General features: G+C 40.7%; 21 protein-coding genes. 20 read left to right on the forward strand and 1 reads right to left on the reverse strand.

Features of this window, described 5'->3' with window-relative positions:
- Positions 1 to 217 precede the first annotated feature (217 nt).
- From ACYH0O_RS09770 to ACYH0O_RS09785, 4 genes are all read left to right on the forward strand, one after another.
- Positions 218 to 760 (forward strand): YceD family protein, encoded by a 543-nt coding sequence (locus ACYH0O_RS09770; protein ID WP_482632094.1) that lies wholly within the window; start codon positions 218 to 220, stop codon positions 758 to 760.
- Between the two features lie 64 nt (positions 761 to 824).
- Positions 825 to 998, forward strand: a complete 174-nt coding sequence (gene rpmF / locus ACYH0O_RS09775; RefSeq protein WP_044337494.1) for a 50S ribosomal protein L32 — start codon at positions 825 to 827, stop codon at positions 996 to 998.
- Positions 999 to 1,131: 133 nt separating this feature from the next.
- Positions 1,132 to 1,890 carry an enoyl-CoA hydratase/isomerase family protein gene (locus ACYH0O_RS09780; protein ID WP_482632095.1) on the forward strand — a complete coding sequence of 253 codons (759 nt, stop codon included), beginning with the start codon at positions 1,132 to 1,134 and terminating at the stop codon, positions 1,888 to 1,890.
- Between the two features lie 134 nt (positions 1,891 to 2,024).
- Positions 2,025 to 2,648, forward strand: coding sequence for an RsfA family transcriptional regulator (locus tag ACYH0O_RS09785; protein WP_482632096.1), 624 nt, complete (start codon positions 2,025 to 2,027; stop codon positions 2,646 to 2,648).
- Between the two features lie 235 nt (positions 2,649 to 2,883).
- On the opposite strand, the gene ACYH0O_RS09790 is transcribed toward ACYH0O_RS09785, so the two are convergent.
- The gene (locus ACYH0O_RS09790; protein WP_149155424.1) at positions 2,884 to 3,360 is read right to left on the reverse strand and encodes an N-acetyltransferase; all 477 of its coding nucleotides are present in this window, start codon (positions 3,358 to 3,360) and stop codon (positions 2,884 to 2,886) included.
- 231 nt (positions 3,361 to 3,591) lie between these two features.
- Between ACYH0O_RS09790 and ACYH0O_RS09795 the strand changes: the two genes are divergently transcribed.
- The 16 genes from ACYH0O_RS09795 to spoVE all read left to right on the forward strand — a co-directional run bounded on the left by ACYH0O_RS09795 (position 3,592) and on the right by spoVE (position 22,027).
- Positions 3,592 to 4,941 (forward strand): acetyl-CoA carboxylase biotin carboxylase subunit, encoded by a 1,350-nt coding sequence (locus tag ACYH0O_RS09795; protein WP_482632097.1) that lies wholly within the window; start codon positions 3,592 to 3,594, stop codon positions 4,939 to 4,941.
- Between the two features lie 76 nt (positions 4,942 to 5,017).
- On the forward strand, positions 5,018 to 5,233 hold the full coding sequence (locus ACYH0O_RS09800; protein WP_113968315.1) for a biotin/lipoyl-binding carrier protein: 216 nt from the start codon (positions 5,018 to 5,020) through the stop codon (positions 5,231 to 5,233).
- 85 nt (positions 5,234 to 5,318) lie between these two features.
- The gene (locus ACYH0O_RS09805) at positions 5,319 to 6,860 is read left to right on the forward strand and encodes an acyl-CoA carboxylase subunit beta (protein WP_149155426.1); all 1,542 of its coding nucleotides are present in this window, start codon (positions 5,319 to 5,321) and stop codon (positions 6,858 to 6,860) included.
- 137 nt (positions 6,861 to 6,997) lie between these two features.
- On the forward strand, positions 6,998 to 7,894 hold the full coding sequence (locus tag ACYH0O_RS09810) for a 2-dehydropantoate 2-reductase (protein WP_482632098.1): 897 nt from the start codon (positions 6,998 to 7,000) through the stop codon (positions 7,892 to 7,894).
- 1 nt (position 7,895) lies between these two features.
- The gene (locus ACYH0O_RS09815; RefSeq protein ID WP_482632099.1) at positions 7,896 to 8,282 is read left to right on the forward strand and encodes a DUF3397 domain-containing protein; all 387 of its coding nucleotides are present in this window, start codon (positions 7,896 to 7,898) and stop codon (positions 8,280 to 8,282) included.
- An 89-nt stretch (positions 8,283 to 8,371) separates the two neighbouring features.
- Positions 8,372 to 9,991, forward strand: a complete 1,620-nt coding sequence (gene bshC / locus ACYH0O_RS09820; protein ID WP_482632100.1) for a bacillithiol biosynthesis cysteine-adding enzyme BshC — start codon at positions 8,372 to 8,374, stop codon at positions 9,989 to 9,991.
- Positions 9,992 to 10,241: 250 nt separating this feature from the next.
- On the forward strand, positions 10,242 to 10,673 hold the full coding sequence (mraZ, locus tag ACYH0O_RS09825; RefSeq protein WP_482632101.1) for a division/cell wall cluster transcriptional repressor MraZ: 432 nt from the start codon (positions 10,242 to 10,244) through the stop codon (positions 10,671 to 10,673).
- A 37-nt stretch (positions 10,674 to 10,710) separates the two neighbouring features.
- A complete protein-coding gene (rsmH, locus tag ACYH0O_RS09830) occupies positions 10,711 to 11,646 on the forward strand; it encodes a 16S rRNA (cytosine(1402)-N(4))-methyltransferase RsmH (protein WP_482632102.1) in 936 nt (311 codons plus the stop codon).
- Between the two features lie 25 nt (positions 11,647 to 11,671).
- Entirely contained in the window at positions 11,672 to 12,040 is a 369-nt protein-coding gene (ftsL, locus tag ACYH0O_RS09835; RefSeq protein ID WP_149155430.1) for a cell division protein FtsL, read from the forward strand.
- Positions 12,040 to 14,241: a penicillin-binding protein gene (locus ACYH0O_RS09840; protein ID WP_482632103.1), complete on the forward strand. Its 2,202-nt coding sequence runs from the start codon at positions 12,040 to 12,042 to the stop codon at positions 14,239 to 14,241. The genes ftsL and ACYH0O_RS09840 overlap by 1 nt, the downstream gene beginning before the upstream one ends.
- A gap of 231 nt (positions 14,242 to 14,472) precedes the next feature.
- Complete coding sequence (locus tag ACYH0O_RS09845; RefSeq protein ID WP_482632104.1) at positions 14,473 to 16,389, forward strand: stage V sporulation protein D; 1,917 nt, start codon at positions 14,473 to 14,475, stop codon at positions 16,387 to 16,389.
- A gap of 223 nt (positions 16,390 to 16,612) precedes the next feature.
- On the forward strand, positions 16,613 to 18,073 hold the full coding sequence (locus ACYH0O_RS09850) for a UDP-N-acetylmuramoyl-L-alanyl-D-glutamate--2,6-diaminopimelate ligase (RefSeq protein ID WP_482632105.1): 1,461 nt from the start codon (positions 16,613 to 16,615) through the stop codon (positions 18,071 to 18,073).
- Between the two features lie 2 nt (positions 18,074 to 18,075).
- Positions 18,076 to 18,486 (forward strand): hypothetical protein, encoded by a 411-nt coding sequence (locus ACYH0O_RS09855; protein WP_482632106.1) that lies wholly within the window; start codon positions 18,076 to 18,078, stop codon positions 18,484 to 18,486.
- Between the two features lie 2 nt (positions 18,487 to 18,488).
- On the forward strand, positions 18,489 to 19,463 hold the full coding sequence (mraY, locus tag ACYH0O_RS09860; RefSeq protein WP_482632107.1) for a phospho-N-acetylmuramoyl-pentapeptide-transferase: 975 nt from the start codon (positions 18,489 to 18,491) through the stop codon (positions 19,461 to 19,463).
- Complete coding sequence (gene murD, locus ACYH0O_RS09865; protein WP_482632108.1) at positions 19,464 to 20,816, forward strand: UDP-N-acetylmuramoyl-L-alanine--D-glutamate ligase; 1,353 nt, start codon at positions 19,464 to 19,466, stop codon at positions 20,814 to 20,816. It begins immediately after the preceding gene.
- A gap of 110 nt (positions 20,817 to 20,926) precedes the next feature.
- A complete protein-coding gene (gene spoVE, locus ACYH0O_RS09870; RefSeq protein WP_149155437.1) occupies positions 20,927 to 22,027 on the forward strand; it encodes a stage V sporulation protein E in 1,101 nt (366 codons plus the stop codon).
- The last annotated feature ends 85 nt before the right edge of the window (positions 22,028 to 22,112 follow it).

A 22,112-nucleotide genomic window follows, 5' to 3' on the forward strand; every position in this document is an offset into this window, starting at 1 on the left:
GTCAAAACTATCTGCTATATAGATTATTATATAAGGAAATGATATAGATTCTCTCCTTTTATGACATAACCATAACTAATATTATAAAATTATTTGAAAGTCCTTATATTTAAACGTTATAATTACAACACTATGGTTGTAAAGAGTGTAAAGAAAAAATATTGACAAACGGTATTATGAAAGCTATAATTACCTTTGTTGCCTTGAGGTGATTACATTGAAATGGTCAATAATACAATTACAAAAATTTAGAGACAAGGGACTTTCCATTGACGAAACGATTAATTTGGATGAATTGAAAGAAATCGATCCCCAAATTATAGAAGTCTCACCTATTCGAGTGTCCGGAAAGGCAGATATCGGTTCAAACCGCGTCACTTTCCATCTCCATATAGAAGGGAAGTTAGTATTACCTTGCTCAAGAACCCTTGTGGATGTTGATTTACCAGTTGACATTCAAACGATTGAAACGTATCTTCTAAATGAAGCTGATTATGATCAGTATGAGGAAGAGGAAGTACATCGTATTCAAGGTGATGTTATTGATTTAATACCTGCTATTAGAGAATTACTATTACTTGAGATTCCGATGCAAGTAATCAGTGATGAAGCGAGAGAACAAGATGAGATGCCTTCCGGTAAGAACTGGGAAGTACTAACGGAAGAACAAGCTTATCAAGTCGAGCAAGAGGAAGAGAAGAAAGTTGATCCTCGTCTCGCTGACTTAGCAAAACTTCTTGATCAAAACAAGAAATCTTAAAAGCGAAGTACCAGTTCGACTGGCTTCATAATGAGTATTAATCTCTTTTAAGGAGGTGGGAAGAATGGCAGTACCTTTTAGAAGAACATCTAAAACAGCAAAAAGACAACGTCGTACACACTTCAAACTACGTGTACCTGGTATGGTAGCATGCCCAAACTGTGGTGAAATGAAACTAGCACACCGTGTTTGTAAAGAGTGCGGAACGTATAAAGGTAAAGAAGTTGTAAACAAATAATATTGTTTACACCCGAAAAAAGCGTGAAAGAGGCCATGGCTCTTCACGCTTTTTTTATTGTCATTATTAAAGAATATCTGTTCATCCCATACAGAAAACCATACACTATAAGTAAGACAGGAGGGGTCTGAAAGTGGGAGAATACATAATACATATGAACAAAGAGGGAATACTCCAGTTTATCATCAACCGCCCGGAGAAACGGAATGCAGTCAGTTATGAAATTATGGATGGGCTTGAAAAAGCTTTGAACGAGTGTATTAATAATGATCACGTGAAAGCGCTCCTAATAACAGGAAGCGGTGATCGTGCTTTTTGTTCCGGAGGGGATTTAACTCAATTTCGTAACCTTAAGTCAGAGAGTGAAAGTTATGAAATGCTCAGTAAAATGGGGGGACTCATTACGAGGCTTGCCTTTCTGCCAAAGCCCACGATCGCCTTTATAAATGGAACGGCAATTGGCGGCGGATGTGAAATCGCAACGGCATGTGACTTTAGAATTGCTAAAAGAACTGCTAAAATAGGGTTCGTCCAAGGGAATCTTGCCATTACCACTGGTTGGGGAGGGGGAACCTTACTTCTTGAGAGGATTTCAGTGTCAAATGCGCTTTCACTCCTGATGACTGCGAGGGTAGAAGAAGCAGAATTCCTTCATGATATAGGGTTCGTAGATGAGTTAGTTGATGACATTATGCCAACCCATGAAATTCCCCTCATTAAAATGATCTCATTGAAATCAGAGGGGGTATTGAAGGCATATAAGCAGCAACTCCTTGAGAGATGGGATAAAAAAAGAGTAGAAGAGAATATCACGAAGGAAATAAGGCAATGTGCTAAGCTCTGGGCAAGTGATGAGCACCACGAAGCAGTGGAAAAATTTTTCGAAAAATAGGCGAAACATAACAAAAAGGAACAGGTGATACTTCCTGTTTCTTTTTGTGTGTTTAAAAAAATAGTGGTGCAGATTCTATCTTCTCTATTAAGAGCATATGTATGGATAAACTGGATCTTACAGGGGGGATGGAAATGTCTTCGAATAGACAGGATGCATGGAGTCAAGATGAAGATGTGTTGTTAGCGGAAGTGGTATTACGTCATATACGAGAGGGCGGTACCCAGCTTCAAGCATTTGAAGAGGTAGGAAGAAAACTATCAAGAACATCAGCAGCTTGTGGCTTTCGCTGGAACTCATTTGTTCGCAAACAATATAAATCTGGAATCGAACTGGCTAAAAAACAGAGAAAGCAGTCTAAGAAATATTCTCCAATTGTTAAGGCAAACGAGGAAAAGAAGGAAGTGCCGAAACAACAAGTTGAGAGTTCCCCGGAGCTTGAAGCTCCGGAAGTGTTTTCAATGGGAAGCATGATAAATTATCTTCAAAAAGCAGAGGAAGCCGTTCGAAATGGGGAAAAAGTAAAGAATGAAAATACTCAGCTGCATGGACAAATCACTCTATTGAAAGAGAAGCTTCAAGATGTTGAAGAGGAGTTGAAAGAATACGAAGCAAAATTTAATCTCCTCGAAGAAGATCATAAGTCATTATTAGCTATTTTTGAAAAAGCAAGGAAAATGGCTCTATTGCAAGGAAATGAAGACAAGGTGAAGTTTCAAATGGATAAAAACGGAAACCTTCAGCGGTTGAATAAATGAAGAGGAAAAAGGCTGACTAAAGAATATCTTTAGCCAGCCTATTTTAGTTTCTTGTGATTAGGGTGTAGTATGCTTGTCGCCTCTGGTCGAGCCGCCTTCGCTTTTGGTTTCATCCAGCTGCGGCGGCTAGAGGCTCGAGGTCATAAGTCAAACCTGCCAAAAAGGCAAAGAACGCCTTTCCAGCAGGTTCGTCTTATGCTTGTCGCCTCTGGTCGAGCCGCCTTCGCTTTTGGTATTAACTTATTTTTTGTTCTTTAACTCCTTCAGGGAACCATACGTATGGATTTTCGCCTAAATCTCTTTCCACTTCATATGTCACGGCTGCGAAGCCCATTTTCTCCCAGAATCCCTGTGATTTAATACGGGAATTTGTTTTAATGGGTAAGCCAAGGCTTTTTGCGAATTCTACCAGCATTTTTCCATAGCTTTTGTTTTGATATTTTGGTAATACTTCAAGCTTCCATAGCTCCAAGTAATTTTGGGGAGGATCGAAATACTGATCAAATCGGGCATTGCGCTGGTACAAACTCATTCTAGCAACCAGCGTGTCGCCAAAATAAATTCCATAAAATGGTGATTCGCTATCGTTTTCAATAATGTTTGCTTGTAAGTCTTCTAACATGGATAATTCCTGTACACCATATTCTTTAAATTTCTTAAACTCTTCGAGAGTTTTATAGTTTACTTTTAATTTCTCCACTTTCACTGCCATTGTATGACCTCCTAAAATGCTGAAAAATATATCTGGAAAACATGATGAATCATGTATCCGTTTGCAGCTGATCGTATGATCAAGCAAGTATTTATTATTATTATATAACAAATAAACAAAAAATTCTGCACTTAATTAAGAAAACGTTTACAATAAAGAAGAAGGAATTCGACGATTTTTGTAGAATTCGTAATATGAACAGGTGTGTTCTATAAAGAAAGGGGAGAGATTGTGCAGAAGATTCTAATTGCAAATAGGGGAGAAATTGCTTCAAGAATTATTAAAACCTGTAAACAATTAAACATTCAAACAGTCGCGGTTTATTCCGATGCAGATCAGGATATGCCCTTTGTTAAAGAAGCGGATATTGCTCACCGCATAGGTGAATCACAAGTGAACCGCTCATACTTGGTAGTGGACAATATACTCGAAGTTGCGAAAAAGGAAAAAGTGGATGGGATCCATCCTGGATATGGTCTCCTATCAGAAAATGCGGACTTTGCCAGAAGAGTTGCAGAAGAAGGCATCTCCTTTATTGGACCTGCTCATGATATCATCGAAAAGATGGGCGACAAGGTAGAGGCTAGAAGAGTGATGCAGGAAGCGTCCGTACCAGTCGTGCCTGGAAGTGATGGAGGAGTGGAATCCCTTGATGCTGCCAAGAGTGTAGCATATGAAATTGGTTATCCTGTTATGTTGAAAGCCAGTGGTGGAGGCGGGGGAATCGGTATGATTCGCTGTGAAAATGAGCAAGCGCTCGTTCAAAGCTTCGATTCTACTAAAAACCGGGCTAAAGCCTATTTCGGGAAAGAGGAAGTCTTTCTTGAGAAATGTATTGAAAATGCGAGACACGTTGAAGTGCAAATCTTTGGAGATCATCATGGGAATTTGGTGCATCTATTTGAGCGTAATTGCTCTGTGCAAAGACGAAACCAAAAAGTGATAGAAGAATCACCTTCTCCAGGCCTTTCTCGAGAAACGAAGGAGAAAATGTTCGCATCTGCTATCCAAGCTGGTAAAGCAGTCGACTATACGAATGCTGGAACAGTTGAGTTCATCGTTGATGATGAGGAAAATTTTTATTTTCTGGAAATGAATACACGACTTCAAGTGGAACATCCGGTCACTGAAACCATCACGGGATTAGATTTAGTGAAGTGGCAGATTTTGGTAGCTTCTGGAGAGCCTCTTCCTCTTTGCAAACAGGAGGAAATCCATATAAACGGTCATGCCATTGAGTTCAGGGTATATGCTGAGGACCCAAAGACTTTTTACCCGTCTCCAGGTCAGCTAACGACCTTACGATGGGGTATTGGGGATGATGTTCGAATAGATAGCGGTTATGAAGAAGGGAATAAAGTCACTCCTTTCTATGATCCGATGATTTCTAAATGCATCATCAAGGGAGATGATCGTGAAGACGCGTTACATAAAGCCAAGGTCTTCTTTAAAGGGGTAACCATTGAAGGAGTTAAAACAAATGTCACTCTATTCAAGGATATCATTGAAGATAGAGGCTTTATTGAAGGAACTTATACAACGAAATGGCTTCAGGACTTTTTAAAGGCCAACCAGATGTAAAAACAATAAATACAGGACAATATGCTAGTGTCTGTAAAGAAATCAACTAAAAGAGAACAAACTGGAGGAATCAATCATGAAGGAAATTACATCATCAATGGCAGGAACGGTTTTAAATGTACTGGTAGAACAAGGTGGAGAAGTGTCTGTTGGAGATACTGTCTTAATGCTTGAATCAATGAAAATGGAAATCCCTGTTGAAGCTGAAACGGGAGGGAAGGTTTCTGAAATTAAAGTGAGTGTAGGGGATTTTGTCAATGAAGGGGATGTATTACTCGTTATTGAAGGTTAACTCGAGTATGCAGACATTAAGTCAGAGATGATGTGTTCATCTCTGACTTGTTTACGCATTTACATAAAACGACGGAGGGGATATTATGTCGACATCTAAAACGATCATCAACACTCTCGAACAAACGAGAGAAAGGATTACTTCGGGTGGTCAGCCGAAATATCATGAGAAATTGAAAGAACAGAAAAAGATGTTTGTTCGTGATCGACTTCAACAATTATTTGATAATGGGGATTATCAAGAAGATGGTATGTTTGCAAACAATAAGGCCGACGATCTGCCTGCGGATGGAGTCGTAACGGCAATTGGAAAGGTTGGAGGCCAAACTGTTTGTGTAATGGCCAATGATTCCACAGTTAAAGCAGGATCATGGGGAGCGAGAACCGTTGAGAAAATCATTCGGATTCAAGAGACCGCTCTGAATTTAAAAGTGCCTATCTTTTATTTAGTAGATTCAGCCGGAGCTCGTATTACCGATCAGTTGGATATGTTCCCTAATCGACGTGGGGCAGGAAAGATCTTTCACAATCAAGTGAAAATGTCAGGAATGGTTCCGCAAATTTGTGTTCTTTTTGGTCCTTCAGCAGCTGGTGGAGCGTATATCCCTGCTTTTTGTGACATAGTGATCATGGTTGATGGGAATGCGTCTATGTACCTTGGTTCTCCTCGAATGGCAGAGAAAGTGATCGGTGAGAAAGTAACGCTTGAAGAAATGGGTGGTGCAAGAATGCACTGCACTGTCAGTGGATGTGGAGATCTTCTTGCAGCATCTGAAGAGGAAGCGATTGAAGAAGCGAAGAGATATATAAGTTATTTCCCAGCGAATTATCAGCACAAGCCTGACGTTAAGGAAGGCCTCGCTCCTAAGCATGAGAAGCTGTTAGAAGACATTATCCCGGAACACCAAAATGCACCTTTTAATATGTACGATTGCATCGATACATTAATTGATGAAGGAAGTTTCTTTGAAATGAAAAAACTTTTCGCTCCTGAATTAATCACAGGCTTCGGGCGCATGGATGGTAAAGTGGTCGGGATCATTGCCAACCAGCCAAAGGTAAAGGGAGGAGTCCTTTTCCATGATTCTGCGGACAAGGGGGCGAAATTCATCCAGCTATGTGATGCCTTCCATATTCCGTTGTTATTCCTGGCTGATGTGCCCGGGTTTATGATAGGAACAAAAGTGGAGAGAGCCGGGATCATTCGCCATGGAGCAAAGTTGATAGCTGCCATGAGCTCTGCAACGGTTACGAAGATATCTGTCATTGTAAGAAAAGCATACGGCGCCGGTTTATATGCAATGGCTGGTCCTGCTTTTGATCCGGATGTTTGTATTGCCCTCCCTACAGCCCAAATTGCTGTAATGGGACCGGAAGCAGCCGTAAATGCGGTTTATTCAAATAAGATACAAGCTATCGAAGATCCAAAAGAGAGAATTCAATATGTCCAAGAAAAGCAGAAGGAATATAAAGAGCATATAGATATTTATAAATTGGCATCGGAATTAATTGTAGATGAAATTACAGCACCGAATGAGTTGCGTTCTGTATTAATTCAACGTTATAAACTTTATGAAACCAAAGATGTTCAATTTAGTGAAAGAAAACATCCCGTATATCCTGTTTAAACAATGTTTGGTATGGCTCGTTCCTTTGGGACGGGTCTTTTCTTTCGAGTAAAGGATGATTCTTTTAGCCTATGGTTTTCTAGTTGCCGAAAATTTGGTAAACTATTCTTAAAAACATGTACGAGTAAGGAGTCATTATGAAAATAGGAATCGTTGGAGGAGGAGCAGTTGGGCTTTTATTTGCAGGGTATTTGAGCCAAAAGTTTGATGTCACACTTATAGTAAGGAGAGAGGCGCAGGTTCAGAGCCTGTTAATGAACGGTATAACTGTACATAAAGGAGGCTCTTCATTCACAACGCGAGTCCACTCAGATCTTATTACAGAAGTTCCCTTGAAGTTTGACTTCGTCATTGTGGCAGTGAAGGAATATGATTTGAAACCCCTGGAACATGTGTTGGAACTTATGGATAAGGATCAGCCACTATTATTTCTTCAGAATGGAATTGGGCATTTGGAATGGGTGAAATCTTTGCCCCACCACAATTTACTAGCGGGTTCCGTAGAGCATGGTGCTCTGAAAGAAAACGACCACGCGCTCCATCATTTAGGAGAAGGAAAGACAAATCTTGCTTTAATTAAAGGAGAATGGGGAGTTGTAGAAGAATTAGTATCACAGAGTATTCCTTCATTTCCATTCATATTAAAACAAGACTTTGAGGAAATGCTCCTAACTAAGTTATTCGTCAATGTACTAATTAACCCCCTCACGGCTTTGGCCCGGGTAAGGAACGGGAAGCTGGTTGAAAACCCACATCTTCATCAATTACAAAGGGACTTATTCCAAGAAATGCTTCTCCTATTTCCTCATATGGAAAGAATTGTTTCTTTTGAAGAGGTGGAGGATATTTGCATAAATACATACCAAAACAGGTCTTCCATGCTAAAAGACATTGAATCACAAAGGAAAACAGAAATAGAGTCTATCATAGGCGTTCTTCTGGAAAAAGCACAAAAAGAACACCATTTTGTACCCATCATGAATGTAATATACAGATTAGTTAAAGGAATTGAAAGAGAAGGTCTGGGGGGATAAAATGGCTTCGATTTTTTCGACCATCATTGCCATATTTGTGTTAATCCCGTTTTTGGGATATTTCATCAGTTTCATTCTAGCGAAAGAGATCATGAAGAACCATCGGAAAGCCGTTCATCTGGCCATCGATGTAACAACCTTTCTATTAATCGTCTCAGTTCACTTCATTGTCATCGCCATTTGGCAAACCTCTTACCTATGGCTGATCTTCCTTATCATTTGCTCCATTGGAGTTCTATTTGCCGTCATGTATTGGAAAACAAAGGGGGAGATTCACTACCCTAAGGTGCTGAGAGGTTTCTGGCGACTGAACTTTCTGTTATTCTTTACTGCTTACATAACACTGATGATCACAGGATTGATCCTTCGTATTCTTGATTTATATTAGAAATTCAACAGGCAAGTTTTTTCCTTTTCTTAATGGAGAATGATATACTCATCGTTAGGATATAAAGAGCTAGAAAAGGAGTCATTCAAATGGAAGTGGAAAGCTTAAACATTCCAGCAATAAATAAGTTCGCCTCTCAATATTTAAAACAAGAAGAGCCAGTCACTTCTTTTTTTCACTATAACGTAAACAGTTCTTCCGTCTTTTCTGATCGGATGAAAGATTTAGCTTCTCGTCAGTTTCAGAGAGAGGATCTTGCAGAATGTATATCTTCTTATATGAAGTTATTGCCGTCATCTGAAAAGGTAGAAGAATCATTGGGGAAATTGAGAAACGATGCCGTAACCGTCATCGCTGGGCAACAGGCCGGTCTAATGACTGGTCCACTCTACACAATACATAAAATCATTTCGGTCATTCAACTAGCCAGGCAACAGGAAGCCAAGTTAAAGCATCCTGTTGTACCTGTTTTTTGGATTGCGGGTGAAGATCATGATTATCAAGAAGTGAATCATATATACGTTGAAAAAGGATCAAAGCTTGAAAAGGTCGGATATCCGGAGAGAGTAGTAGAAAAGAAAATGACCTCTCATATTACGTATAATAAAACAGTAATGAAGAAATGGCTTGATGACATATTAGTGATGCTGGGAGAAACAGAACATACAAATCGGCTGTCATCTGACCTTACTAAGATGATTGAAGAAGAAGAAGATATTGTTCGATTCTTTGCCCATTTTGTGATGAGCTTATTCAAAGATTTCGGATTATTGGTCATCGATTCTGCTTATCCACTATTAAGGAAGCTTGAATCAAGACATTTTCACCATTTGATTGAAAACAGTCAATCCATCACAGATAAGGTGCTTGAGCAACAAGAAGAAATCCGGAAGAATGGGTATGGAACTCAATTGGACATTTCCCCTATAGCCGCCAATCTATTTATCCAACTTCAGGATGAACGTGCTTTGTTAGAGAGAGAAGGGAACAAGTTCTTTGAGAAGAATAGTGGTAAAGCATATTCCGGTCTTGAATTGCTATCCATTCTGGATGAAAGTCCAGAATCATTCAGCAATAATGTTGTCACTAGACCTATGATGCAAGAATGGTTATTTCCAACACTCGCATTTGTGGCCGGCCCTGGCGAAATTGCCTATTGGGGTGAATTGAAAAAAGCCTTTGAATATGTGGGCTTGAAAATGCCTCCGGTTGTCCCGAGGTTAAATATAACAATAGTGGAACGAGAAATAGATAAGAGAATCCAAGATCTTCAATTGACTCTGCATGGAGTGATTACAGAAGGGGTTTCTACAGCTCGTAATGCATTTTGGAAATCCCTCGAGCGCCCGGATTTAGAGTTTGAAATGATGGAAATCCAGGAAGAACTGCAGCGTAAATATAAAAAGATTCGCGAACAGGCAGTTAGTATTGATCAAGGGTTACATCCGATCATTGATAAGAATCTTGAATTCCACTTGAGTCAATTCGAATATCTGCGCAACAAAGTGGACAAAGCCCTGAAGGATAAGAATTCTTTAACCTTCAATCAATTCATGAAGGTGGAAAACAGCATCAGACCAAATGAAGGCCCACAGGAAAGAACGTGTAATGTCCTTTATTTCTTAAACAAATACGGACTTGATTTTGTAAAAGATCTGACACTTCTTGAATTCACATTTGATGGGACTCACAAAGTGGTATATATCTAATTGAAGGCACGTACGGTATTAAAAGTCTCGACAAGTAAAAAAATAAAAGGACCTAATTCGTTTTATATTGCGAATTAGGTCCTTTTTACGTTGTATAAAGACAAATTTCACTTGTGAAAAATTGTCTGGAAAAGAGAGAAAAACACTAATGAAAAATAGAGGGAATATTTTGCAAGTGAAGAATTTAGAAAAGAGTGGAGAAAAGTGGGGGGATGTGGTACATTTGTGTTAGAAAGTGGGGGCAGTGCATATGTTCATGGGCGAATATCAACATAACATTGATAATAAAGGCCGTTTAATCGTACCTGCCAAGTTCCGTGATCACCTCGGAGATTCATTTGTCATTACCCGAGGATTGGATCAATGTTTATTTGGTTATCCCATGGATGAGTGGCGAGCTCTTGAAGACAAGCTCAAAGCCCTACCACTGACAAAAAAAGATGCCCGTGCCTTCACTCGATTCTTCTTCTCGGGAGCAACTGAGAGCGAATTAGATAAGACGGGTAGGGTGAATATTCCTGCTACACTTGTGAAGTATGCACAATTAGATAAAGAATGCATTATTTTAGGAGTTTCCAATCGAATTGAGATTTGGAGTAAATCATTATGGGAAGACTATTTCACACAGTCTGAAGATTCATTTGCTGAGCTTGCAGAGAATATGGTAGGGTTTGATATTTAACCCCCACAAAACGTTCGATTGGAAAGGTGATTTCAACATGTTTAAACATACAACTGTATTATTAAAAGAAACGGTGGATGGCCTGAATATTAAAGAAGACGGAGTTTATGTAGATTGTACTCTTGGTGGAGCAGGGCATAGCGAGTATCTTGTGAACCAGATATCACCGGGGGGGCACCTGTATTGCTTCGACCAGGATGAAACAGCCATCAACCACGCAAAAGAAAAGCTTTCATCCTACCAGGATAGAGTTACATTCGTTCAATCTAATTTCCGTAATCTAAAGGAAGAACTTGAACAACTTGGAGTACATAGTGTGGATGGGATTTTATACGACCTTGGTGTGTCATCGCCTCAATTGGATACTCCGGAAAGAGGGTTCAGTTATCACCATGATGCTCCACTCGACATGAGAATGGACTTGCAAGGTGAAGTAACTGCTTATGATGTGGTTAATCATTGGTCGTTTGAAGATTTGGTTCGGATTTTTTATCGATATGGAGAAGAAAAGTTCTCTAAGCAAATCGCGAGGAAAATTGAAGCGGCCCGTGATTTGAAGGCGATTGAAACAACGGGTGAACTTGTCGAACTCATTAAGGATGGTATCCCTGCACCTGCAAGACGAAAAGGTGGTCATCCTGCTAAGAGAGTCTTTCAAGCCATACGAATTGCAGTGAATGATGAATTGGGAGCATTTGAAGATTCACTTGAACAAGCCATAGAGCTTCTTCATAAGGGAGGAAGGGTGAGCGTAATTACATTCCATTCCCTAGAAGACCGCATTTGCAAAACGATGTTCAAAGAGAAGGCATCAGGACCTGACCTGCCTCCGGGATTACCGATTATTCCTGAAGGTTATGAAGCAGAACTGAAGCTTGTAACGAGAAAACCGATCCTGCCTAGTGATGACGAATTGGAAGAAAATAATCGCGCTAGGTCAGCTAAATTAAGAATCGCAGAAAAAAATATATAAATAGAAGGAAACAGGAGGGAGAATTTTGAGTAACTTAGCCAGAAAGTACGAGCAGCAAAAAGTTGAGAAAACCCATCAATCCGTTCAAGCCAAGCCCAAGCGCCTTAGTGATGAGAGAAGATCCGTCATCACACCTGGGGAAAAAATCCTTGTTGCCATTTTCGCGGCAGTATTTTGCTTCTTAGCGGTTCAGATTGTAACAACACAAGCTGCCATCTATGATGTGAATAAAGAAGTCCAGCACGTTGAATCAACCATCGAAAAACAGGAAAAGGCAAATAATGATCTTAAACTTCAAGTTAGTGAGCTTAGTACTTATGAGCGTATTCTTGAAAAAGCAAAAGAGCTTGGACTTAACTTGAAAGAAAAGAACGTTAAGGTTGTTGAACAGTAATGAAAAAAAGACCAAGTATGAACATAGGGGCAGCCATCCTTTTCGGGATTTTCGGCTTGCTCTTTTTTGTATTAATGGTTCGCTTTGTCACGATTCAGGTCACCGGGGAAGCTGAAGGTAAAGTCCTGGCATCACAAGCGGCAAAAAAATATATAAAAAGTCACATTTTAGAAGCTCACAGGGGAACGATCTTTGACGGGAAAGGTGAAGTTATTGCCGAGGATACTTCAGCCTATACACTCGTGGCCATTTTAGATCCGAGCATCACGAGTGATCCGAAAAAGCCCAAACATGTGACAGATCCGGAGAAAACAGCAAAGGCTCTGGCTCCATATCTTGATATGGAGGAGAGCAAAATATATGACCGCCTTAATCAGGATGGTCCGTATCAGGTGGAATTTGGATCTGCTGGTAGAGACCTGTCTCATCAAATGATGCTCGAGATTAAAGAAGAAAACATACCTGGAATCACATTCAGGAAGGAAGCAAAGCGATTTTATCCTAATGGTTCTTTCGCATCCCATCTAATCGGATTTGCCCAAAAATCCACTTCTGATAATGGTGAATCCGATACTGTCGGGAAAATGGGTGTTGAAGCAAGCTTCAATGACGTGTTAAGCGGCAAGGATGGTTCGGTTGAATATAAGAGTGATGTTTGGGGATATTTACTTCCTAATGCAGATGAGCATGTTACCGCTCCCCAGGATGGAGATGACATCTATTTAACGATTGATAAAAAAATTCAAACGTTTCTAGAAGAAGCAATGAATGAAGTCCAGAAAAAATATAAACCTAAGAAAATGTTTGCCATTGTATCTGACCCAAAAACCGGGAAAATTCTAGCAATGTCTCAGAGGCCAACATTTCATCCGGATTCGAGAGACGGTTTATTGGACAACTGGACTAATATCATCGTAGAGGATACATACGAACCTGGCTCAACGATGAAATCCTTTTCGCTTGCAGCGGCTGTTAATGAAGGAAAGTTCAATCCCAATGAATTGTATGAATCAGGTAAATTTTATGTTGAAAATGTCCCTAATCCTATCCGGGATCATAATGGTGGGGAAGGTTGGGGGACGATTTCCTATTTAGAAGGGGTTCAAAGATCTTCCAATGTAGCATTTGCGAACCTTTTAGATAAAATCGGTTTCAAGAAGTACGAAGATTACTTACATGAGTTTGGGTTCGGAAAAGCAACCGATGTCGGATTACCGAATGAGGCGTCTGGATCTATTCTCTATCATTATCCAATTGAAAAGTACACGACCATCTTTGGACAGGGTACGACGGTTACCCCGCTTCAAATGATTCAGGCAGAATCTGCGATTGCGAATAACGGTGAAATGATGAAACCTTATGTGATCTCTAAAATAGTCGACCCGAATTCAAAGAAAGTAATCAAAGAGACAAAACCCGAAGTTGCTGGGAAACCCATTTCTAAAGAAACAGCTGAAAAGACAAGGGAATATCTTGAAACAACAGTCTCTTCTGAAAATGGTACAGGCACGAGATTTGCCATCGAAGGTTATCGTGTTGGAGGGAAATCGGGCTCTGGCCAGATTCCTGATCCAGAATCGGGTCAGTACATGAGAGGAAAAGAAAACTATCTTTTTTCATTCATGGGCATGGCTCCAATCGAAGATCCTGAGTTAATTGTTTATGTTGGTGTTCAACAGCCTGAGTTAGAGCCGAGTGAAATAGGGTCTGACCCCGTTTCGGCTATTTTTAGGCCGGTTATGCAGAATAGCCTAAAGTACTTAAACATTAAGCCGCAGGAAAAAGTGAGCTTGAAGAAGTTGACGCTTCCCGATACGAAAGAAATGAGTATAGATGAAGCAAAAAAAGCTCTGGAGGCATCAGGTGCTTTACCTGTAGTGGTTGGTAATGGCTCTGAAGTAGTAAAGCAATTGCCTCAAGCAGGCAGCGATATTCTGCAAGGGGAAAGAGTTGTAATCAAAACCGATGGAGACACTACGATTCCGGATATGAAGGGGTGGTCTGTAAGGGATGTCTTTAAAGTGGCAAATCTTGCAGGTCTGAAGATCAATATGGTTGGAAATGGCTATGCCGTCAGTCAAAATATTCAACCGGGGGTTCCTGTGGAAAAAGAAGAGCCTCTAGTGGTTAATTTTAGTACTCCGGAAGAACAAGAACAGCAAGATGAAGATGAGAATACGGGAGAACCACCACTGAACTAAATAAACAGGGCTGACTTATGTATGTGACTCACTCGAGAGCACCTGGATCGATTTCTTTTGAACCGATTTAGGTATGAGTGCCATTCACACCGAAGTCGCCCTTTTCTTATGGAACCAATCGATTAAATTGCCGTGAATGATAAGCCTTCCTCATCCTTTAAAGGATTTCGAACATACCCAAATAAGTCCAAGCATATAATGGAACGAGCCATAGAAGGGGAGGTTCCATTAGTGAAAAGAGTATCCAATGTAACGGTAAGGAAAAGGTTAGCAGTAGCACTTATAGTAGGAGTCCTGATTTTCTCCATTATTGATATAAGGCTGGGGTATGTTCAGTTCTTTAAAGGGGACTGGCTTACTGGTTTAGCAAAGGACTCCTGGAGTCGAAATATCCCATTTCAACCGGAGAGAGGGAAGATTGTGGACCGTAATGGGGTGGAACTAGCTGGAAACCAAAGTGCCCCGACGATATTTGTCGTCCCGAGACAAATCACTGATCCTCAGGGAACAGCGGATAAACTGGCAGCTGTTCTTAATATTTCAGTAGAATCTGCATATAAATATGTTACACAGAGAGACAGTATGGTGTTGATTAAAGAGGCGAGAAAGATTTCCTATGAAAAAGCGAAAGAGGTCAGGGACCTAAATTTAAAAGGGGTTTACTTAGGCGAAGATTCTAAACGTTATTATCCATACGGCAGTTATTTATCCCATGTGCTTGGCTTCGCGGGAATTGATAATCAGGGGCTGATGGGACTTGAATTGTCATATGATGAGGAACTTAGTGGAGATAAAGGGTATGTCAAATTTTTTTCTGATGCTAAAGGGAAACGAATGCCTGATATGGCAGATGACTTTGAAAAACCGGAAAACGGACTTGATTTAAAGCTTACGATAGATACGAAAGTCCAAACTATCGTGGAACGTGAATTGGATATTGCTCAAGCAACTTACAATCCTGATGGAATGATCGCTATTGCCATGAACCCTAAGAGTGGTGAGATATTGGCGATGTCAAGCAGGCCGACTTTTGACCCGGCGAATTTTCAGAATGTCCCACAGGAGATATATAACCGGAATTTACCGATTTGGAGCACCTATGAACCCGGTTCGACGTTTAAAATCATTACTCTTGCCGCAGCGCTGGAGGAAAATAAGGTGGACCTTTATAAAGATAAATTCCATGATCCCGGTCATGTGGAAGTGGCCGGATCCACCCTTCATTGTTGGAAGCGGGGAGGACATGGAACCCAAACATTTTTGGAAGTAGTCCAAAATTCATGTAACCCGGGATTTGTAGAGTTAGGTGAGAGGTTAGGGAAAGAAAAACTATTCAGCTACATTCATGATTTTGGATTTGGACAAAAGACCGGCATTGATCTTCAAGGAGAGGGGAAGGGGATTCTCTTTAATCTTGATCGAGTCGGTCCAGTAGAACAAGCTACGACTGCCTTCGGTCAGGGGGTGGCCGTTACGCCGATTCAACAGGTAGCAGCTGTATCAGCAGCCGTCAATGGAGGAATCCTGTATCAACCGTATATAGCTAAGGAGTTGATTGACCCTTCAACTGGAGAAGTGGTGATGAGAAAGACACCTCAAATGAAGAAGAGGGTCATTTCAGAAGAAACATCAAAACAGATTCGTGAAGCATTGGAAAGTGTTGTAGCGAAAGGGAGCGGTAAGAAAGCTTTTGTAGATGGTTATCGGGTAGGAGGGAAAACGGGAACCGCTCAAAAAGCAAAGGATGGTAAATACTTAGAAAACAATCACATCGTTTCCTTTATGGGAATTGCGCCTGCAGATGACCCTGAAATTGTCGTGTACGTAGCTGTCGATAATCCGAAAGGTACCATTCAATTCGGTGGAGTCGTAGCAGCCCCTATTGGAGGTAGTATCATAGGCGATAGTTTAGAAGCAATGGGAGTACCTAAACGTAAAGGTCAAATTGAGAAAGAGATGACGTGGACCGATATTCCATTGATTGAAACCCCTGACTTAGTTGGATTAACGAAAAAAGAGCTACAGCAGCAGTTAGTAAACCTTGATCTGGATGTAAGTGGAAGTGGAGATAAAGTGGTTAGTCAATCTCCTGATCCGGGAGTGAAGATCAAGCAAGGCTCAAAAGTGAGGGTGTATCTTTCGGAATGATTTAAGGGAAGAAAGTCAACATGATTGATTATTTGTGATATACTTTTTAGTTATGCCGGGGGCTTTATATCCGTAAGGGGGAGCCCCGTTTTTCTTTAATTAGTGAGGCGGACTGTCATTTTTTCATAATGATAATGAACTAAGTTAAAAGGTTTATAGCTTTCATACGCATTTTTTTGTAAAATATAAAAAGGTTGCTTTCTACCTGTGAGGAGTTGAAAAGATGAGATTGCACACTTTGCTGGAAGTACTGCCGTTTTTCTCAGTAGAGGGTGAAGGGAATCCAGCTATTTCAAACATCGCTAACCACCATAAGAAAGTGAAAAAGGGTGATCTATTTATCTGTATTAACGGATTAGAGGTTGATAGCCATTCACTCGCCCCACTTGCAGAGAAGAACGGTGCAGCTGCGATACTCGCTGAGAGGAGCTTAGAAGCAAACGTGCCGGTTATTATCGTTCCGGATACGAAGAAAGCAATGGCCATTCTTGCCGACTACTTTTATAAGCAGCCCTCCCATCAGCTTTTGTTGGTAGGGGTGACTGGCACAAATGGAAAAACCACGACCACCCATCTGATTGACCAGGTGCTTACACACTGTGGAATGAAGACCGGTTTAATCGGTACAATGCACATAAAAGTGGGGGATGAGTTACAAGTAAGTCATAATACGACTCCTGACAGCTTAACGCTCCAACAAACGTTTAAACAATTTTGTGATAAAGGGGTACGAAGTGCAATCATGGAAGTCTCTTCACATGCGTTACATCAGGGCCGGGTTCACGGCTGTGACTATGATATTGCCGTATTTACAAACCTGACTCAGGATCATCTGGATTATCACAAGTCCATGGACGATTACCGAAATGCAAAAGGCTTATTGTTTTCACAATTAGGGAATACTTATTTTAAGAAATCTCCTAAATACGCCATCATTAATAAAGACGATGAAGCAGCTGATTTTTTTATCAGAGCAACGGCCGCACATGTATTTACATATGGTCTGTCTCCTTCTGCTGACTTCTATGCCAGAGATATTGTCCTGAAAGCAACAGAGTCCGCTTTTACACTCGTTTCACCATTTGGAGAAAGAGAGATGGTATTAAAATTAGCGGGGCGATTTAATGTATATAACGCTTTGGCTGCGATTGCAACAGCTAGTGCAGCAGGTATACCCATCGAGGGCAGCGTAAGAAGCCTGGAGAGAGCACATGGAGTCAGGGGCCGGTTTGAAACGATCTCTGAAGGTCAGCCCTACTCGGTTATCGTTGATTACGCACACACTCCTGATGGTCTGAAAAATGTATTAGAAACCATACAATCGATAACTAAGGGAAAAGTTATTGTGGTGGTGGGGTGTGGAGGGGACCGTGATAAGATTAAGCGGCCTATAATGGCAGAGATTGCCTGTGAATATGGGGACTTTGCTATCTTCACCTCTGATAACCCAAGAACAGAGGATCCTGATAGTATACTCGAGGATATGGAATCTGGAGTGGTCGGCAAACAGTATCAATTAATAGTTGATCGGAAAGAAGCAATTAAAAAGGCTTTAAGTCTTGCAAAAGCTGACGATATTGTCCTGATCGCTGGGAAAGGTCATGAAACCTATCAAATTATAGGAAACAACGTATATGATTTCGATGACCGCGAAGTGGCCAGACAAATCATAAAGGGGATGTAAAAATGCTCTTTTATGATGATGTAAAGAAATTATTTCCTGAAACATCAGGAATGCATCTACCAGGCTTTACGTTTCTAGTAGTTTCAAATTCAACTAGTATGGGAATGGAGAAGGGACTATATGTCCCTTTTGGTGATGAAATAAACCTTTTCGAAAGTATTGATTCAGGAGCGATTGCTTCACTTTGGCCAAAGAATAAAGAAGTACCTTCATTTGTTCCAAACCACTTTCCATTATTTATGGTTGAAGATGTTTATAAAGCTTACATTGACTTACTAGAGGATTACAAACAAAATTACAATCAAGAAAAGTGGGAAATTATGACGAAGTTTATTTTTAACAACGAATCTGAACGAAATCAAACAACAGACGTATCATCGAACGAATCCGGTAATGGAAAGGGAGGGGAATAACGATGATGGAACAAGTGATCTTTTTTACAATCATTATGGCATTTCTCATAACAGTATTGCTTGCCCCCGTTTTTATCCCTTTCCTTAGAAGATTGAAGTTTGGGCAGAGTATCCGTGATGAAGGCCCTCAGTCTCACCAAAAAAAGACAGGCACACCTACAATGGGTGGAATTGTGTTCCTGATCTCCATCGTGATTACTACATTTGTAATGACTGGTAAATATTCAGAGCCTGGTCCTGAAACCTATTTAATGATTCTTGTGACGGTCGGTTTTGGGCTATTAGGCTTTCTTGATGACTTTATTAAAGTTGTAATGAAGAGGAACTTAGGACTCACATCAAAGCAAAAGCTTTTAGGTCAGATTGTCATTTCTGTCATTTTTTATCTCATCTTTAAGCAAAATGACTTTCCGACTACAGTTTCGATTCCGTTAACGGATTTTTCATTTGAATTAGGTTGGTTTTATTGTTTATTCATTATCTTTTGGCTTGTAGGATTTTCAAATGCTGTCAATTTAACAGATGGTTTAGATGGATTAGTATCAGGAACGAGCGCCATTGCTTTTGGTGCACTAGCCGTATTAGCCTGGAATCAATCCCAGTATGATGTCGCGATTTTCGGAGTGGCAGTAGTCGGGGCGGTACTCGGATTCTTAGTATTCAATGCCCACCCTGCTAAAGTATTTATGGGAGATACAGGATCTTTAGCATTAGGTGGAGCGATAGCGACGATTGCCATTTTAACCAAATTGGAAATCATCTTAATTCTTATTGGTGGAGTATTTGTCATTGAGACACTATCCGTTATCTTACAGGTCGCGTCATTTAAGACAACAGGAAAGAGAATATTCAAAATGAGCCCACTGCACCACCATTATGAGTTAGTCGGTTGGTCTGAGTGGCGTGTTGTTGTAACGTTTTGGACCGTCGGTTTGCTATTTGCCGTTTTAGGAATCTATATTGAGGTGTGGTTATAATTGAAGAAGATAACGAAGTTCAAACATAAAAAAGTTCTAGTATTAGGTTTAGCAAAAAGCGGGGTAAGTGCTGCCTCTCTTCTACATAAGTTAGAAGCATTTGTAACGGTAAACGATCAAAAGCCCTTGGCTGAAAACCCGGAAGCTCAGGGGCTTCTACAGGAAGGTATTAAAGTGATTTGCGGAAGTCATCCCATCGAACTTCTTGATGAAGGTTTTCAGTATGTGATTAAGAATCCAGGAATACCCTATCACAACCCATTGATTAAGAAAGCAATCGAAAAGAACATACCCGTTCTGACAGAAGTTGAGCTTGCCTATTTAATTTCTGAGGCAGAATTGATTGGAATTACAGGAACAAATGGAAAAACCACGACGACGACACTCCTGTTTGAAATGCTTGAAGAGGCCGATCAAAAGCCTCTTATTGCAGGAAACATCGGAACGGTCGCTTCTGAAGTAGCCCAGGAAGCGAAAGAAAATGAAAAAATGGTAGTTGAGCTTTCCTCTTTTCAACTGATGGGGATCGAAGAATTCGCTCCTCATATTGCCATCATTACGAATTTATATGATGCACATCTGGATTACCATGGAAACCTGGATGAATATTGGAAGGCGAAATCCAATATTACGAAAAATCAAACAGAACATGATTATCTCATCTTTAATGCTGATCAAGAGCATGTTATAGATTCAGTTGCCTTTACAAAAGCGCAATTAATTCCATTTTCAACGAAGAAAGTAGTAGCGGAAGGGGCCTGTATCAAAAACGGGGCAGTCTATTTCAAAGATGAGTTGATTGTCGAAGTTGATTCAATTGTATTACCGGGTGCACATAACCTGGAGAATATCCTTTGTGCGGTTGCCGCGTGTAAAATCTATGGAGTACCCAATGAAAGTATTAAGAAGGTCCTTGGCACCTTTACAGGGGTGAAACACCGAACGCAATTTGTCCGGGAAGTGAAGGGTGTAAAGTTTTATAATGATTCGAAAGCAACGAATAGCCTGGCAACGAAAAGTGCTCTTCATGCGTTCGAGGGTCCTACGATCCTGCTTGCTGGAGGCTTGGACCGTGGAAATGATTTCGATGACCTGATTCCATATTTGAAAAATGTAAAAATGTTAATCACCTTCGGGGAAACGTCTGAGAAGTTCATGAATACAGGAGAAAAGGCAGGGATACAATCCATTATTCCTGTCGATAATGTTGAAAAGGCAGTTCCTGTTGCTTTTGAACATGCCGAAGAGGGAGATGTTGTTTTACTATCCCCTGCATGCGCAAGTTGGGATCAATATCGAACTTTTGAAGAACGTGGTGACATTTTTATTGAAGCGGTGCATAAGCTTAAATAAGGGCTTGTCCATGAAGAGCATCCGTACTTTAACAGCCAGTATACCAATCCAAGATAAGTAGTTTTCTTTGCTCGAACGGCTCAAAATTTGTCTATTCGAGGTGTTTAAGATTGCCTTTAAAAAAATCGACTCCCGATTTTATCCTCATTATGGTTACACTCACTTTACTTGCGATTGGACTGATTATGGTATACAGCGCAAGCGCTGTATGGGCTGACTACAAATTCGATGACTCCTTTTTCTTTGCCAAAAGGCAAGTGCTCTTTGCGGGCGTAGGGTTATTCGCTATGTTTTTCATCATGAATGTAGAGTATTGGACCTGGAGAAATTGGGCGAAAATTATCATCATCATTTGCTTTGTCCTTCTTGTACTGGTATTAATTCCGGGTATCGGGGTTCTAAGGAATGGTTCCAGGAGCTGGATAGGAGTCGGGGCGTTTTCCATTCAGCCTTCAGAATTTATGAAACTTGCCATGATTGCGTTTCTCTCAAAGTATTTATCGGAAAACCAAAAGTATATTACTTCCTTTAGAAAAGGAGTCCTACCGGCGCTTCTGCTGGTGTTCGCTGCTTTTGGAATGATAATGCTACAGCCGGATCTGGGTACGGGCACTGTCATGGTTGGTACTTCAGTAGTGATGATCTTTATTGCAGGAGCGAGGGTCATGCATTTTGTCGGTCTCGGAATGATTGGATTAGTCGGCTTCATTGGACTTGTTATATCTGCACCTTATCGCATTGCACGGATAACGTCATTTTTAGACCCATGGCAGGATCCATTGAATAGCGGATTCCAAATCATTCAGTCACTATATGCAATCGGCCCGGGAGGCTTGTTTGGATTGGGACTGGGACAAAGCAGGCAGAAGTTCTTCTATTTGCCCGAACCTCAAAACGATTTTATTTTTGCAATTTTAGCAGAAGAGCTCGGTTTTATCGGGGGAACTCTAGTCCTGCTTCTGTTTTCTTTGATTTTATGGAGAGGGATCAGAATTGCTCTAGGGGCTCCTGACTTATTCGGAAGCTTTCTGGCGTTAGGGATCGTTTCAATGATTGCAATCCAAGTAATGATCAATGTTGGGGTTGTAACCGGCCTCATGCCGGTCACGGGCATCACACTCCCCTTTCTCAGCTACGGGGGATCCTCATTGACCCTCATGCTAATGGCTGTGGGAGTGCTGCTGAATATTAGCCGTTATACGAGACGGTAATGACTTAACAAAGAGATTGACTGTGAAACAGCTCGGATAAGAAGTGAATGGTAAAAGCCTGATAGTCAGGAACGCATCATTCATA

This window comes from Rossellomorea sp. H136, from assembly GCF_056838065.1.